The 14,569-nt window shown below is 56.2% G+C and carries 9 protein-coding genes; 3 read left to right on the forward strand and 6 right to left on the reverse strand.

What is annotated here, in order from left to right; translation table 11 throughout:
• Nucleotides 1-191 precede the first annotated feature (191 nt).
• Nucleotides 192-2,525 carry an Ig-like domain-containing protein gene (locus tag HX773_RS12495; RefSeq protein WP_176971755.1) on the reverse strand — a complete coding sequence of 778 codons (2,334 nt, stop codon included), beginning with the start codon at nucleotides 2,523-2,525 and terminating at the stop codon, nucleotides 192-194.
• 387 nt (nucleotides 2,526-2,912) lie between these two features.
• On the opposite strand from HX773_RS12495, the gene HX773_RS12500 reads away from it, so the two are divergent.
• On the forward strand, nucleotides 2,913-4,229 hold the full coding sequence (locus tag HX773_RS12500) for an MFS transporter (protein WP_176971756.1): 1,317 nt from the start codon (nucleotides 2,913-2,915) through the stop codon (nucleotides 4,227-4,229).
• 33 nt (nucleotides 4,230-4,262) lie between these two features.
• On the opposite strand, the gene HX773_RS12505 is transcribed toward HX773_RS12500, so the two are convergent.
• The 5 genes from HX773_RS12505 to HX773_RS12525 are packed head-to-tail and all read right to left on the reverse strand — an operon-like array spanning nucleotide 4,263 to nucleotide 9,499.
• Nucleotides 4,263-5,228 carry a spore coat U domain-containing protein gene (locus HX773_RS12505; RefSeq protein WP_176971757.1) on the reverse strand — a complete coding sequence of 322 codons (966 nt, stop codon included), beginning with the start codon at nucleotides 5,226-5,228 and terminating at the stop codon, nucleotides 4,263-4,265.
• Entirely contained in the window at nucleotides 5,225-7,663 is a 2,439-nt protein-coding gene (locus HX773_RS12510; RefSeq protein WP_176971844.1) for a fimbria/pilus outer membrane usher protein, read from the reverse strand. The genes HX773_RS12505 and HX773_RS12510 overlap by 4 nt, the downstream gene beginning before the upstream one ends.
• On the reverse strand, nucleotides 7,663-8,361 hold the full coding sequence (locus HX773_RS12515) for a molecular chaperone (protein WP_176971758.1): 699 nt from the start codon (nucleotides 8,359-8,361) through the stop codon (nucleotides 7,663-7,665). The genes HX773_RS12510 and HX773_RS12515 overlap by 1 nt, the downstream gene beginning before the upstream one ends.
• Nucleotides 8,362-8,385: 24 nt before the next feature.
• Complete coding sequence (locus HX773_RS12520) at nucleotides 8,386-8,907, reverse strand: spore coat U domain-containing protein (RefSeq protein WP_176971759.1); 522 nt, start codon at nucleotides 8,905-8,907, stop codon at nucleotides 8,386-8,388.
• A gap of 22 nt (nucleotides 8,908-8,929) precedes the next feature.
• A complete protein-coding gene (locus tag HX773_RS12525) occupies nucleotides 8,930-9,499 on the reverse strand; it encodes a spore coat protein U domain-containing protein (protein ID WP_176971760.1) in 570 nt (189 codons plus the stop codon).
• 547 nt (nucleotides 9,500-10,046) lie between these two features.
• Between HX773_RS12525 and HX773_RS12530 the strand changes: the two genes are divergently transcribed.
• Entirely contained in the window at nucleotides 10,047-12,149 is a 2,103-nt protein-coding gene (locus HX773_RS12530) for a bifunctional diguanylate cyclase/phosphodiesterase (protein WP_176971761.1), read from the forward strand.
• A gap of 156 nt (nucleotides 12,150-12,305) precedes the next feature.
• Nucleotides 12,306-14,396: a bifunctional diguanylate cyclase/phosphodiesterase gene (locus HX773_RS12535; protein WP_176971762.1), complete on the forward strand. Its 2,091-nt coding sequence runs from the start codon at nucleotides 12,306-12,308 to the stop codon at nucleotides 14,394-14,396.
• Nucleotides 14,397-14,569: the final 173 nt, after the last annotated feature.

A 14,569-nucleotide genomic window follows, 5' to 3' on the forward strand; every position in this document is an offset into this window, starting at 1 on the left:
GGTCGCCATTCATGGCGTAATGCCGCTCAGTTAAGCATTAGTTTGCATATGTATGAAGGTGCGCATGAATGCGCACCCTACGAAAAACGCGCCAATCCTTTGTAGGGTCGCCATTTATGGTGACCGAAAGATGCTTAACTGACGAGCATTACGCCATTCATGGCGACCCTTTTTTTATGGCTTATCGAGCGTTAGTAGGATTGAGATGTGATCTCTTCCTTCAGCAACTCATTACTGTCATGGGCGTAAACCTGATAGTGCGCGCCGGCAGTGGTCACGCTAGCGGTTTGCTGCAGCCAGTCGCTGATTGCCGTTCCGGCAGGCAAGATATCCTCCAGTTCTAGCGTTGCGCCAGAACCGCCTGGCGTCAAATCTTGCGCCTCCGTAGCCACAAAGAAACCTTCGCTTTCGTCTATCAACAAATGTTGCAGTGTCAGGTTGCTGCTCTCATCCCGCTCAACATTATCGGTCTGCACATCTTCAGCCAGATTGAGTTGGAATTTACCGCTCCAATCGCTTTTCATCTCACCGTTAGACGCACGCGCCTGATATTCCCAAATGCCCGGCTGATGAAGTTCTGGCGACGTGAAGCTCCATTTGCCATCCTCGCCAACTACCGCGCTGCCGCTGCTGCGCAGGCTTTCGCCCTGCAGACCAAACACAATCTCAATCACCTGGCCGGGCGTTCCCGCGCCTTGCAGCGTCGGTGTGGCATCGTCGGTGGTGCCGTTGTGGTAGATCGGATCCTGCACCAGGCCGACATCGTCGCCGGCAAAATTGATGGTCGGCACCAGCGGTATGGCGGGGATCATTATCACCTCGAAGCTCTCGCTCCAGCCGCTGGTTTGATCGCCGGCGACACCACGCGCACGGAAGCTCCACTCGCCATAATTGCTCAGCTCAATCGAACCCAGCTGCCAGTTTCCCTGCTCATCAACGGGGACGCGACCCACGCTTTGCCAGTTGCCGTTACTGAGTTTGAATTCCACTTCTATCATGCTGCCCGGCGCACCTCTGCCCTCCAGCACCGGGGTTTTATCATCGGTCGTGCCGCGATGATAAACCTCGCCGGTCATGGCGCCGCTGTCATCGCGGGCGAAATCAATCACCGGCTGCATGTCTTTCAGCGCCTGCATATTGAGGACAAAGTCTGGGCGGTAATCGGCGACGCTGTTTACGTAGGTGGCGTGGAAAGAGTAAATGCCGTTGCCGCTGATCATCGAGCGTGACTGAATCGACCAGTCGCCATTGGCATCTGCAATGACGCTGCCTTTGTAACCGATACCGCCGTGGTTATTCTGCGCATACAGATAGACGATGCTGTTGGGTTCAGCCTTGCCGACAATCATCGGCGAGAAGTCATCGGTGCTTGCGCCGGAGGCCAGCTTGCCCTGTACGGTGCCGACATCGTCAACCGCATAGCTGATGGTGGCGGGTATTATCCCCGGCGCATCAACTTCCCGCTCCTCACCCGCAGCGTCTTCCGTCACCAGGTTGAGCAGAAATTTGCCGCTCCAGCTGCTTTTCATCTCACCGTTGGACGCGCGCACCTGATATTCCCAGACGCCCGTCTGATGAAGTTGCGGTGACGTGAAGCTCCATTTGCCATCCTCGCCGACCATAACGCTGCCGCTGCTGCGCAGGCTTTCGCCCTGCAGACCAAACACAATCTCAATCACCTGACCGGGCGTTCCCGCGCCTTGCAGCGTTGGTGTGGCATCGTCGGTGGTGCCGTTGTGGTCGATCGGATCCTGCACCAGGCCGACATCGTCGCCGGCAAAATTGATGGTCGGCACCAGCGGGATGGCGGGGATCATTATCACCTGGAAGCTCTCGCTCCAGCCGCTGGTTTGCTCGCCCGCGACACCACGCGCACGGAAGCTCCATTCGCCATAATTGCTGAGCTCAATGGCATCCAATTGCCAGTTGCCCTGTTCATCAACGGGGACGCGGCCCACGCTTTGCCAGCCGCCATTGCTGAGTTTGATTTCCACTTCTATCATGCTGCCCGGCGCACCTCTGCCCTCCAGCACCGGCGTTTTATCATCGGTCGTGCCGCGATGGTAAACCTGGCCGGTCATAGCGCCGCTGTCATCGCGGGCGAAATCAATCACCGGCTGGATGTCCTTCAGCGCCTGCATATTGAGGACGAAGTCCGGGCGGTAATCGTCGATGCTGTTTACGTAGGTGGCGTGGAAGGAGTAAATGCCGTTGCCACTGATCATCGAGCGTGACTGAATCGACCAGTCGCCATTGGCGTCTGCAATGACGCTGCCTTTGTAACCGATACCGCCGTGGTTATTCTGCGCATAGAGATAGACGATGCTGTTGGGTTCAGCCTGTCCGACAATCATCGGCGCAAAGTCATCGGTGCTTGCGCCGGAGGCCAGCTTGCCCTGCACGGAGCCGACATCATCAACTGCATAGCTGATGGTGGCGGGGATCCCCGCTGTTGCATGATTTGGCGTGCTGACGCGAGTTGCATTACTACCTGAGAGAGGATTAGAGCTGAGGGGTGTTGGCATAAGTATTCTCCACCTAAGTTAGCCACGGCATGATTGCCGGTGAGCGGTTCAAGCATAAAAGTGGAAGAGGGAACCTCAAACCAGACGGGTCTTGGATTCATTCATTTTGTTAATTAGTTTCATTGAGGTGGGTAAGTGGGGTTTGCTGAGTTGCCTTGGTTTTAATTGATGATTAATAGCCTTTTTATTTTTATTTGCGGCTTGAGTCTATTCAATGGTTATATAAAAAATATATAAATTTTTTAAACCTATTCCTATTGCCATTAGGTTGGCTTTGTTAATCTGCAGTTACCATTGGTAATGTGTTTGTAAACTGCAATGGTGAAGATGATCACGTTTATTCCTGGCCCGGCACGTTAAAACGGGAGAAAAACCAGGAAGGACAATATGAGCTCGAGTCACTCTTTACAAAAGTCGTCGCAAGGCGGTGCCAAAACCATCTTTAGCGTTACCAGCGGTAACTTCCTTGAGATGTACGATTTCATGGTGTTTGGCTATTACGCCACGGCGATCGCCAAAACCTTTTTCCCTGGCGATGATCCCTTTGCCTCTCTAATGCTGACGCTGATGACCTTCGGCGCAGGTTTCCTGATGCGCCCGCTCGGCGCGATTATTCTCGGCGCTTACATCGACCACCATGGACGCCGCAAAGGCTTGTTGTTGACGCTCGGCTTGATGGCGATTGGGACATTAACCATCGCGCTGGTGCCCGGATGCGCCACGCTAGGTGCCGCCGCGCCGATTCTGATTCTGCTCGGTCGCCTGCTGCAGGGCTTCTCGGCGGGCGTTGAGTTGGGTGGCGTGTCGGTTTATCTGGCGGAAGTGGCGCCGAAAGGGCGCAAAGGTTTTTATGTCAGCTGGCAATCGGGCAGCCAGCAGGTTGCGGTGATCTTCGCCGCGCTGCTGGGTTTGGGTCTGAATCATCTGCTGGCGAAAGACGCCGTCACCGAATGGGGCTGGCGTATTCCGTTTGTGGTGGGATGTATGATCGTGCCGTTCCTGTTCTATATCCGCCGCATGCTGGAAGAGACCGAAGCTTTCAGCCAGCGTAAACATCACCCCTCAATGAGCCAGATTATGCGTTCGGTCGGGCAGAACTGGGCGCTGGTGCTGGCAGGGATGTTGATGGTGGTGACCACCACCGTGATGTTCTACATGATTACCGCCTTTACCCCGACCTTCGGCAAAACCGTGCTGATGATGAGCGATAAAGAGAGCTTTTTAGTGACGCTGTTTGTCGGCATCTCCAACCTGTTCTGGCTGCCGCTGATGGGTTCACTGTCAGACCGCGTCGGTCGCCGTCCGCTGCTGATCATCTGCACCATCTTGATGATTGTCACCACCTGGCCGGTGCTGCACTGGCTGGTGGGATCGCCGACCTTCTCCCATCTGGTTGAAGCTGAGCTGTGGCTGTCGTTCCTGTATGCCAGCTACAACGGCGCGATGGTGGTTTATCTGGCAGAGATCATGCCAGCAGAAGTGCGTGCTTCAGGCTTCTCGCTGGCCTACAGCCTGGCAACCGCGCTGTTTGGCGGCTTTACGCCAGCGGTGTCGAGCTATCTGATTCATGCGACAGGCGATAAAGCGATGCCAGGCGTGTGGCTCTCCTTTGCAGCAGTTTGTGGGCTGGTCGGTACCTTGCTGATTGGCCGCATGGTGAAGCAATATCAGTCACGACATAACACCGCACCAGTCAGCGCATAATTGTAGGGTCGCCATTCATGGCGACCTCCTCTCTCAAAACGACACATCCACCACCACGCTATCAGTATAATTCCCCGCCGCGGGTGTATTCTGCGTGGTCAAAATCTGCGCCGTATAGGTAAAGTTGCGCGTCACGGTATCCGCATTCAACGATGTCGAGGTGGTGCTGCTCCAGCGATCGGTACCAGTTGGTCCCCAGCGCGATGTGGTGGTGGTGCCTTTGTAGATGTCATACGCCAGCCGGTTAGTCCCGCTCGCCATCTGCCGTGTGGTGCCACTGTAGTAGCTGCCATTGCTCAGTCCCACGGTGTAAGTGCTGCCTTTTGAACACACCACGTTAATCGTCTGCTGCACGGTTGAGAACGTCCCCACCAGCGGCGCACTGCCGAAACTGACGTTCGGCGCGGTGATGGTGGTGCAATCGTTGGTGACCACCAGATTCACGGTAATCGGCATCGCCGTGCCGGTGCTGGTTTGCACCGTTCCCACACACAATCCTGCCACGTTCAATCCGGCGCACACCGTATAACTGACGGTCAACGTAATGGTGGTGGTGTAAGTGCCTGCGGCGATCACCTGTCCCGTTAAAGTGCGGAAATAGAGTGGAATATTGAAGTTGAGGCTGTTACCCAATGCCAGCAACGAGGCTGAACTCCAGCGATAGCTGCCGCCCTGCAGCAATTCGGTGGCGCAGGCGCTATCGATACACAACCTAATTGGAATGTTATCGGTGCCGCCGCTGGCGGTTTTCAACACCGCGCGGGTGCCGCTGAGGTTCGAGGCGGTGGTAAAAGCGTAGGTGATGTTGTCGGAGCCCAGCAGCGAAAGCGTACCCGAGCCGCAGTTCACGTTGGTGGTGCTCGACGTGTTATTCACCGTCGACGCGACGGAAAATGTGGTAACCGATCCGAACGTGGCGGTGGGGGCCGATAAGCTGCACAGCGCATAACTGGTGCCCGGCAGTAAAAACAGCGTCAGCAGGAGCAGAAGCTTTCTCATGGTGAAATCCCTGACTGTGAATTATCCGCGCTGCTCACCGCAGAACCTTGCGGCGCTGGTGGCAGCGGGCAGGTAAGCGGCCCGTAGGTTTTAAGTGCTTTTGGCTGGCCGTCGGCGATGTCCAGTTGCGCATCGCAGCTGCGTCCATCTGGCGTCACCACATGAATCGGGTTACTGGCATCGAGATCTTCCATCCACACAATGCCGTCCCAGCCGACATATTCGGTGGCCTTATTCGGACGTAGCACCTGGCTGGAAATCGGCAGCGGCTGATGATTGCTGTCATGCAGCACCACGCTGGCGGCGCGCAGACGATCTACCGGTAAGTTGAGCAGATAGCCGCTCTTGCGCTTCACCGCAAAGCGTTGTTCAACCTTCGGCGCGGTGCGATCGGCGGGCAGATCCAGCGTATCGATATCGTACTTCGCGCCGTAATAGCTGCTGATTGATGGCACCAGCAAATAGCCTTGTTTATCGGTGCGGCCCATCGTCTGGTTTTCATAACGCACCGTCACGTCGGGATAATCGGTTTTCACCACTACAAAGGCATCGTTGATGTTATTGGCGGCGAACACGCGGTTATCCATTAACACCACCGAACCGGTGAAATCAGCCCATTGCGTGGTGTTGTCGTTATCGCCAAAGAAACCGGCGGAGGTATCAATTTTGTTATTGCGATAACGCAGGCTGCCCTGACGATAATCGCCGCTGTTACCGCCTTGATTCGCCCAGGAAGCATCGTAAGAGAAACCGCCATCGGTTGGCATCGCGCGTGACACATACAGGCGCTGGCTGTTATTACCCTGCTGATCGCGCTCGGTCGTCACCGAGGCGCTGCTCTGCTCGCCAAAAGGAATCACGAGGGAAATGGCGCCGCTCCAGTTGCCCTGTTCCTGATCGCGGCTGGCGGAAATATATAAACTGCTGTTGCCCCAAAGATTTTTACTCCACGACAGATTCAGTAAACGCGTGCGCTCGCTATCGCCGCCGGAGATATCCAAATAAGCCAAGCCAAGGCTACCGTAATCATTCAAAGACACGCTGGCGGTGTACTGCGCGCTGCGTCGCGATAGCGAGTAGCTGGTGTTGGCGTTATCGCCACGGCTGCCGACCAGCGCGAGATTGCCGAAATCGGCGCTGCGGATGGTGTGCTGGGTGCCAAGGCTGAACCAGCTGTTGTTGTACTGATAGCCCCAGCTGTATTGCGTGCCAGGATTACCGTCCATCTGGCTCTGCGCCAGCGCGCCATTCACCACGCCAAAACTGCCAAGCTTGACCAATCCACCTGCGCCGCCCATCGCTACACTGTCGCTGCCTTCCGCATGGCTCTCCAGCGTCAGCCAGTCGGTTAAGCCATAGCGATAAGATCCGCTGGCCGCCGCCGCACCGTAATCAAAGTTGTTTATGCCGTAGTTTTCGCGAATTGCACCGGCGGAGAACGAGTAATCGGATAACCCGGTTTTCAGCAAACTGCTGGAGACGTAAAACGGCAGCGTGGTGGTGATTTGTCGGCCCACCGCATCGGTGGTGATGATCACCGCGTCGCCCGCGCCGTTGACGAAAGGGACGTTAGTCAGCGACCACGGACCAGGCTGCACATTGGCTTGGGTGTTGCGATAGCCGTTGATGAACAGATCAACCGACGAGGGCACCGCCGCCTGACCAGAAAACGACGGCAGCGGATAAGTGATCAGATCCGGGCGCACGCTGAAGTCGCGACCAATCTGCACGCCGCCAAGCCGCACGCTGTTGCTCCAGCTCAGCGCATCGGTGACCAAATCCCCGGCGCGCCAACTGATGACCGCGTTTTCATTTTCATTGCTAAACCAGGTGTCGTAGCGGATATAACCTTCCTGCTGGCCGGATACGCCGCCTTCCAGTTGCTGCACGTAAACACCGTTGGTGGATAACTGGCCGGCAGGGCCAAAGAAGCGCAGTTCACTCCAGTTGGAGAGGCGCGAACCGGCATTATCAGTACGCGTGGCGTAAAAGTCGTAGTTGAGCAGGGCGCCATTGCTGGCGCGTCCGGGAAAGCGGGGTGCGTTTTGCTGCTGTTGACCGATAGTCTGTGCTGGCAGCCACGCGGGCGGCACCGTCAGTAATAGTCGTTGGCGTCGTTCGTCATACTCCACTTTCGCATCGCTTATTTTATTCACATCGATCTGCTGCCCTTGCAGCTTCTCTTCCGGAATGCCGAGGCGTTGCAGATCGCCGCGCCTAATCCAGAAGTCGCCATTTTTACGTTCAACCGGCACGATATCGCCACGTTCGGCCTGATTTACCACCAGTTCCAGCATGTACTGTTGGCCGCTGGCATTGTTCTGCAGCGCAGGCGGCGGTGGCAGTTCGGAAAAAGTCTCCGCACTGCTGCTCATCGGGCTGATACAGAGCACGCTGGCAACGGCCAGTGCGCAGGGGTGCGGCGTTAACTTCATCAACGTGCGGCAGCGCTGCTCCAGTGGCCTTTATTCATGTCTGCGGACATCGCACCGCTCACGCTACTGGTCAACGGCCAGCGATAGCTGCTGTTGGCCAGCACATAACCCAGCAAGCCGTTACCTATTTTGCGGCCGCCAATGGTGACGTTGCTTAACCGCGCGTGGCCGTTGCCGCGATTGGTCAGCTCCAGCCAGCGTTTGCCGCCGCTGTTCACTTCCTGCCAGCTCAGCTGCGGTTTTGCCGTGTCACGCGTTACGCCGTTGCCGTAGACAAAGAGCGGCACCGAATAGCGCATCTGGAAAGTCAGTCCGGCCTGATTCTCGCCAGGCGTGCGCGGTGTGGGGATCTCATCCAGCAGTACGCGATACGACATTTCACGTCCGGCATCGGGCGCGGTTTGCTTGATGAGACGCACCAGCTGCTTCTGCCCTGGTTCAAGTCGCACCATCGGCGGGCTCGCCACTACTTGCTGCTGGGTTTGATACTGCTCCTGACCGTTGACCTGCAGCCAGCTGAAGATGCGCACCTGCATCATGGTGGTGGCATTGCCGCGATTCTCCAGCCACAACTCGCTGGCTTTGTCTTGCGGATCAATCGCCGGGTCGATCGGCCACACCATCAGCGAATTGGCGGCGTGTACCGCAGGCGTTAGGGCCACAAATAACAACAGAATCAGGGCGCGCAGGTTCATCATCATTCATCCTTCTTATTGACTCCATCACCAACTCAGCGTGACGGTTAAGGTGTCGGTATAAGTCCCGGCGCGCGTGGGGCCGGGCAGCGTTAATAAGCCGTAAATCGGCAAAGTGATGTTGTTGGCATTGCTGTAACTCAGCGCCATCGGGCTGTTTACCGGAATGGCCGTGGTGTGTGCCGCATTGGTATACAGGCTGTAGGCCACGGTATTGGTATTACTGGTGTGTTTGAGATTGCGCGTGGAGGTGTAATTACTGCCGCCGTTGATGCTCATACTCAGGGCAGTGCCTGGCGTGCAGGCAAGCGTGATGGTGGTGCTTTGCACATAGCTGGCGCTGACGCTGCTGGAAGCCACGCCAGATTGCGTACCAAAATTAAGCGTGCCGAAAACCCCGGTATTGGTACCGGAGATAACGCAACCCGCAACGATCGATGCGGATACCTGAAATGTGGCCGAGCTGGTGGTGATGCACCACACGCCTGAGCTCCACAGCAACAGCGACAAACAGCCAGCAATCGCCGCAGATGACCGCTTTACAGCCACCGGGTAGTACTCAACATAGAGTTCAGTAAGTCACGGAGACGTTAATTGTATCGGTATAAGTGCCCGCCGGAATGACTGCGTTAAAGCCGCCGCCTATAACACGACCGTAAACCGCATAGTTAGTACCGAGTTGCGGATCGGTCGTCCCACTTGGCGCGAGGCTGGCGTTATTGGCGATGGCAGTGCTATATGCCGAGTCGCTATACAGCGTATACGTAATGCCTTGCGTGTTATCAGAACCGAGGATCAGATAACGTGGCGAACCGGATGCGGTGCCATAAACCGTGGTCGGCGCGGTATTACTGCTGGTGACCTGAATGCTATAGGGCTGGTTGGTGGTGCAGCGGACAAAAATACCATTACCTATCGATCCGACTAAAGTCGCATTGAGCGTATCAAATGTTGCGGCACTGCTACCGAAGTTCAGGGTACCGAAGTTAACCCCGGTGGTGGAGGATGATCCATTAACCAGGCAACCGGTGGTTAACGTCAATGTGGCGTTAATGATACCGGTGGTGGCAGCTACCGCTACCATGGAGGGAAATGCCGTGGACAGGCCCGCAGCAGCTAAAAGAAAAAGCTTGAGTTTCATAATCATTCCTTACTGATTATCCAAGGTCAGTGCTTTTTCACCTGGTTATTACTTTATGAAAGACCGCAAAAATGAAACTAAAGCCCGCATCGGACATACAGCGTAAGCGCCTGCCATCTAAGAAAATTCCTAGATGGTGGATTAATGATTTATATCAGTTTTCTTTACTATAGATCAGCATTTAGCGCCTTGTGCGGCTGGGGTTCAATTTTTCCCTAATCAATTCACACTTTTCGCCGATAACTCAGTAATAACAAGGGGTGAGGACCAGTTAAAAAAACTAAACAGCCGATGATTTCTCCCTCTACCGCGCGCTTCGGTTCAATGTTATGTTCGTGCATTAATCAGATATTATTAATTTTTCTCTTAAAGACTGACGATGAAAATAAAAAAAATCCGCACGACCACTCCAGATTTGTCTGGAACGACTTTTTGTTGAACTTCGCCGCAGGCGGTCATTAATCGCCCTTGAACGGCGCTTTATCATCCTTGTATTAATTTGACGACACCGCACCTGCTGCGCAGCGGGTGGAGTTTAGGAGCGCACATGCTGCTGGTTACCTGGGATAGCGTTCTGGTTACCGTTTCACTGATCGTGGCCTTCATTGCCGCCTTTACCGCGCTGGATACCGCCGGGCGTGTGGCCGTTTCTCGCGGCTGTCTGGCAAAACTGTGGTTAATCGGCGGGGGCACCGCGATGGGCATCGGCGTGTGGGCGATGCACTTTATTGGCATGCTGGCGATGATGATGCCGATGACCATGCGCTACGACGTCGAGCTCACCGCCATCTCATTGCTGGTGGCGATTGTCACCGCCATCTTCGCTTTCGCGCAGGGCGTACAAGGCAGCCATCTCACCCGACGCCGCTTAGTGCGCGGCACGCTGATCATGGGCAGCGGCATCATTGTCATGCATTACCTCGGTATGAACGCGCTGATGATTGCCACCCCGATTAACTGGAATTTGCCGCTGGTGGCGCTCTCGGTGCTGATTGCCTACGCAGCATCAGGCGCGGCGTTGTGGCTGGCGTTTCATCTGCGGCAAGGCGAAAGCCTGCTGTTACTGCGCGCCTGCGCGGCGCTGGTGATGGGCATTGCGATTGCCGGCATGCACTACACCGGCATGGCGGCAGCAGAATTCGTTATGCCGGTAAGCATGCAACATCATGGCGCCAGCGAAGAGGGAATGGCGGTGTGGGTCACTATCATCACGCTGAGCATTCTGGGGCTAATGTTGCTGATCTCGATGCTGGATGCGCAGCTGCGCGCCGCGCGTCTCGCCGCCAAACTCAAGCGCGCCAACAGCGAGCTGCGCCAGCTGGCGCTGCATGACAACCTCACATCGCTGCCGAATCGCGTGATGCTGGAGCAGCAGCTCACCACGGAAATCAAGCAGGCGACGCTGCAGGATGACAACTTCGCGCTGATGTTTATGGATCTCGATGGTTTCAAAGCCATTAACGACACATGGGGCCATCACGTCGGCGACCGCTTGCTGATTGCCGTTGCCGATCGTTTGCGGGATGAACTCAGTGAAGAGATTCTGCTGGCGCGTCTGGGCGGCGATGAATTTGTACTGCTGTGTCCGCAATTCCATCTGCATCAGGCCACCAAACTGGCACAGCGGCTGGTACAGGCGATTGATGCGCCTTTCGATCTCGATCGCTATTCGCTGCGCGTCTCCTTAAGCGTCGGCATTGTCATCTTCCCGCTGCACGGCCGCAGCCAGCAGGAGCTGATGTTCAACGCCGACTCCGCCATGTATCACACCAAACACAGCGGCCGTAACGGCTGGTGCCTGTTTGAACCGGCAATGAGCGCGGTGGCACAGCATCAGCTGGCGCTGGCCAACGATCTGTGGAACGCGCTGGAGTATCAGGAGATGCGGCTGTTCTATCAGCCAAAATTCCGCGCGGGTGGCACCGTATTAATGGGCTTCGAGGCGCTGCTGCGCTGGCAGCATCCGCGTCGCGGGCTGCTAATGCCAGATATGTTCCTGGCGCGCGCCGAGAAAACCGGGCAAATTGTCGCGCTGGGTAACTGGGTGATTAATGAAGCCTGCCGCCAGCTGAAGCAGTGGCACGATGAAGGCAACGGCGACTGGACAGTGTCGGTCAATCTCTCCGCTTTGCAGTTCCAGCAGCGCGATTTGATTGACAGCGTACGCCAGGCGTTGCAGCGCCATCAGATCCCTGACGGGGCGTTGATGCTGGAAATTACCGAGAACATCGCCATGCGCGATCCGCAGTTCAGCCAGCAGCGCATTGCCGAACTGCATCGTCTCGGGGTGAAAGTGGCGATCGATAACTTCGGCATCGGCTACGCCAACTTGCTGCATTTGAAACACCTCGAAGCCAGCGAGCTGAAAATCGACCGCGCCTTTATCAACAGTTTGCGTGCCGGCAGCGAAGACGCCACGGTAGTGACCGCCATGTTGACGCTGGCACAAACGCTCAACCTGCGTATGGTGGCGGAAGGCGTCGAGACCGAAGAGCAGCAGCGTCTGCTCACCGGTTTAGGCTTCGACACGCTGCAAGGTTATCTACTTGGCAAGCCCACGCCAGCCGATCGCATCGGTGAATTCACCGCTGCGCTTACGGTGCCGCTGGCGTTTACCGATAACGTGGTGCCGCTGGCTGGCGCGCAATAAACAATTTTTAGTTTCTTCCCCATCGGAAGGTTTCATCGTTCAAAAACTCAGATCGGCAGGCACTCTGCCGATAATTCCTACAATAAAACCAATAGATCTCACTTTTAACAACAACACCACAGCTGACTTACACCGGCTTTAACTTGGGAAATCACTATGTTAGTGACTTCGTACGACTCGTTTACCGTCATCGTCTCGATTCTGGTGGCGATGCTGGCTTCGTTTACTGCGCTGGATATGGCAGGACGCGTGGCTTCCTCAACTGGCAAGGTGGCGCTGGTTTGGTTATTCGGCGGTGGATTCGCTATGGGCGTCGGCATCTGGGCGATGCACTTCATCGGCATGCTGTCGATGAGCCTCGACATGGTAATGAGCTACGATCCCACGCTCACCGTCACTTCAATGGTGGTGGCGGTATTAGCCTCGGTTTTTGCGCTGTGGCTGGTGTGCTCAACGCCGACCTTGCCGTGGCCGCGACTGTGCGGAGGCGCTGTGGTGCTGGGTTCCGGCGTGGTGGCCATGCACTACATCGGCATGGCGGCGCTGATGTTTGCGCCCGGCATCACCTGGAATTGGGGTTGGGTGGCGGCATCGGTGGCGATTGCGCTGGTGGCTTCGGGCGCCGCGCTCTGGCTGGCGTTTAACCTGCGCGAAGGCCACGGCCGCGTTACCGTCTTGCGTTTAGGCGCATCGGTGGTGATGGGCTGTGCGATTGCCGGCATGCACTATACCGGCATGGCGGCGGCCGACTTCCCGATGCAGAGCCATGCGACGCACATGGGCGTGAACAGCAACTGGCTGGCAGTGGTGGTGACGGTGGTGACGCTGGCGATCCTCGGCATTACCTTGCTGGTCTCAATGCTCGATGCACGTCTGCAGGCGCGCACGTCGATCCTCGCCCACTCGCTGGCGGAAGCCAACCGCGAACTGGCCCAGCTGGCGCTGCACGATAACCTGACACGCTTACCTAACCGTATTCTGTTAGAAGATCGCCTCGAACAAGCGATCAATAAAGCCAACCGTGAGAAATCGCAGTTTGCGCTGATGTTTATGGATCTCGACGGCTTTAAAGCGGTGAACGATGCTTTTGGTCACCACGTTGGCGACAACCTGCTGATTGGCGTCACCGAGCGCATGACCGACCAGATGAAAGGGCACTACACGCTGGCGCGCATGGGCGGCGATGAATTTGTGCTGCTGCTGGAAATTGATGATCCTAACGATGCCGCAGCCGTCGCCGATACGCTGGTGAAAGCAGTGGATCGTCCATTCGACATCTCGCGCTATGAGCTGGTGGTATCGCTGAGTATCGGTATTGCGGTTTATCCTGGTGATGGCAAAGATGAGCGCGAGCTGATGTTCAACGCCGATGCCGCTATGTATCACACCAAAAACAACGGTCGCAACGGTTACACCTTCTTCCAGCCGTCAATGAACACGCTGGCGCAGTCGCAATTGCAGCTGAATAACGATCTGTGGCAAGCGCTGGATAATGAAGAGTTACGCCTGTTTTATCAGCCAAAATACTGCGCGCCGAGCGGCCCGATCCTTGGCTTTGAAGCGCTGCTGCGCTGGCAGCATCCTTCACGCGGTCTGCTGGCGCCGGACGCCTTCCTGCCGATGGCGGAGAAGACCGGCATGATCATTAACATCGGCAACTGGGTGATCAACGAAGCCTGTCGCCAGCTGCGTTCGTGGCATCTGCAGGGCCATCCGCACTGGTCGGTGGCGGTTAACCTCTCGGCGCTGCAGTTTGAGCAGAATAACCTGGTGGAAACCGTTACCGAGGCGCTGGCGCAGCACCAGATTCCGGCTGAGCTGTTAACACTAGAAGTGACCGAAACCACGGCGATGCGCGATCCGGAAGAGAGCGTGCGTATTCTTACCGAACTCACCAACATGGGTGTGAAGGCGTCAATTGATGATTTCGGTACCGGCTATTCCAGCTTGTTGTATCTCAAGCGTTTACCGGCCAGCGAGCTGAAAATCGATCGCGCCTTTGTTAATGAACTGCAAGCGCATTCGGAAGATGCCACCATCGTCTCCGCCATTGTCGCGCTGGCGCAGTCGCTGCATCTGAAAGTGGTTGCCGAAGGGGTAGAAACCCAGGATCAACAGGCGTTCCTCACCGGTTTGGGCTGCGATACCTTGCAGGGCTACTTGCTGGGCAAACCGGTCCCGCCGGAACGCATTGGCGAACTGCCGAATTTTTATGAGGAAGAGTTAGAGCTGGAGCGCATGCCTTAACCGGGAAACGCTTTCCCTCATCCCAACCTTCTCCCGCCAGCGGGAGAAGGAGCCGATCCAGCACTTTGCACGTTCTATTCATTCCCTCTCCCGCTTGCGTGAGATCTGCACCCTCTATTCATTCCCTCTCCCGCTTGCGGCAGAGTTGCACCCTCTAATCATTCCCTCTCCCG

It is taken from the genome of Pantoea sp. B9002, assembly GCF_013385945.1.
GTDB lineage: Bacteria > Pseudomonadota > Gammaproteobacteria > Enterobacterales > Enterobacteriaceae > Pantoea.

Excerpts from the sequence above, each read along its gene's own strand:
- HX773_RS12495 (WP_176971755.1), bottom strand. The coding sequence starts at position 2,525 with ATGCCAACACCCCTCAGCTCTAATCCTCTCTCAGGTAGTAATGCAACT.
- HX773_RS12500 (WP_176971756.1), top strand. The coding sequence starts at position 2,913 with ATGAGCTCGAGTCACTCTTTACAAAAGTCGTCGCAAGGCGGTGCCAAA.
- HX773_RS12505 (WP_176971757.1), bottom strand. The coding sequence starts at position 5,228 with ATGAGAAAGCTTCTGCTCCTGCTGACGCTGTTTTTACTGCCGGGCACC.
- HX773_RS12510 (WP_176971844.1), bottom strand. The coding sequence starts at position 7,663 with ATGAAGTTAACGCCGCACCCCTGCGCACTGGCCGTTGCCAGCGTGCTC.
- HX773_RS12515 (WP_176971758.1), bottom strand. The coding sequence starts at position 8,361 with ATGATGAACCTGCGCGCCCTGATTCTGTTGTTATTTGTGGCCCTAACG.
- HX773_RS12525 (WP_176971760.1), bottom strand. The coding sequence starts at position 9,499 with ATGAAACTCAAGCTTTTTCTTTTAGCTGCTGCGGGCCTGTCCACGGCA.
- HX773_RS12530 (WP_176971761.1), top strand. The coding sequence starts at position 10,047 with ATGCTGCTGGTTACCTGGGATAGCGTTCTGGTTACCGTTTCACTGATC.
- HX773_RS12535 (WP_176971762.1), top strand. The coding sequence starts at position 12,306 with ATGTTAGTGACTTCGTACGACTCGTTTACCGTCATCGTCTCGATTCTG.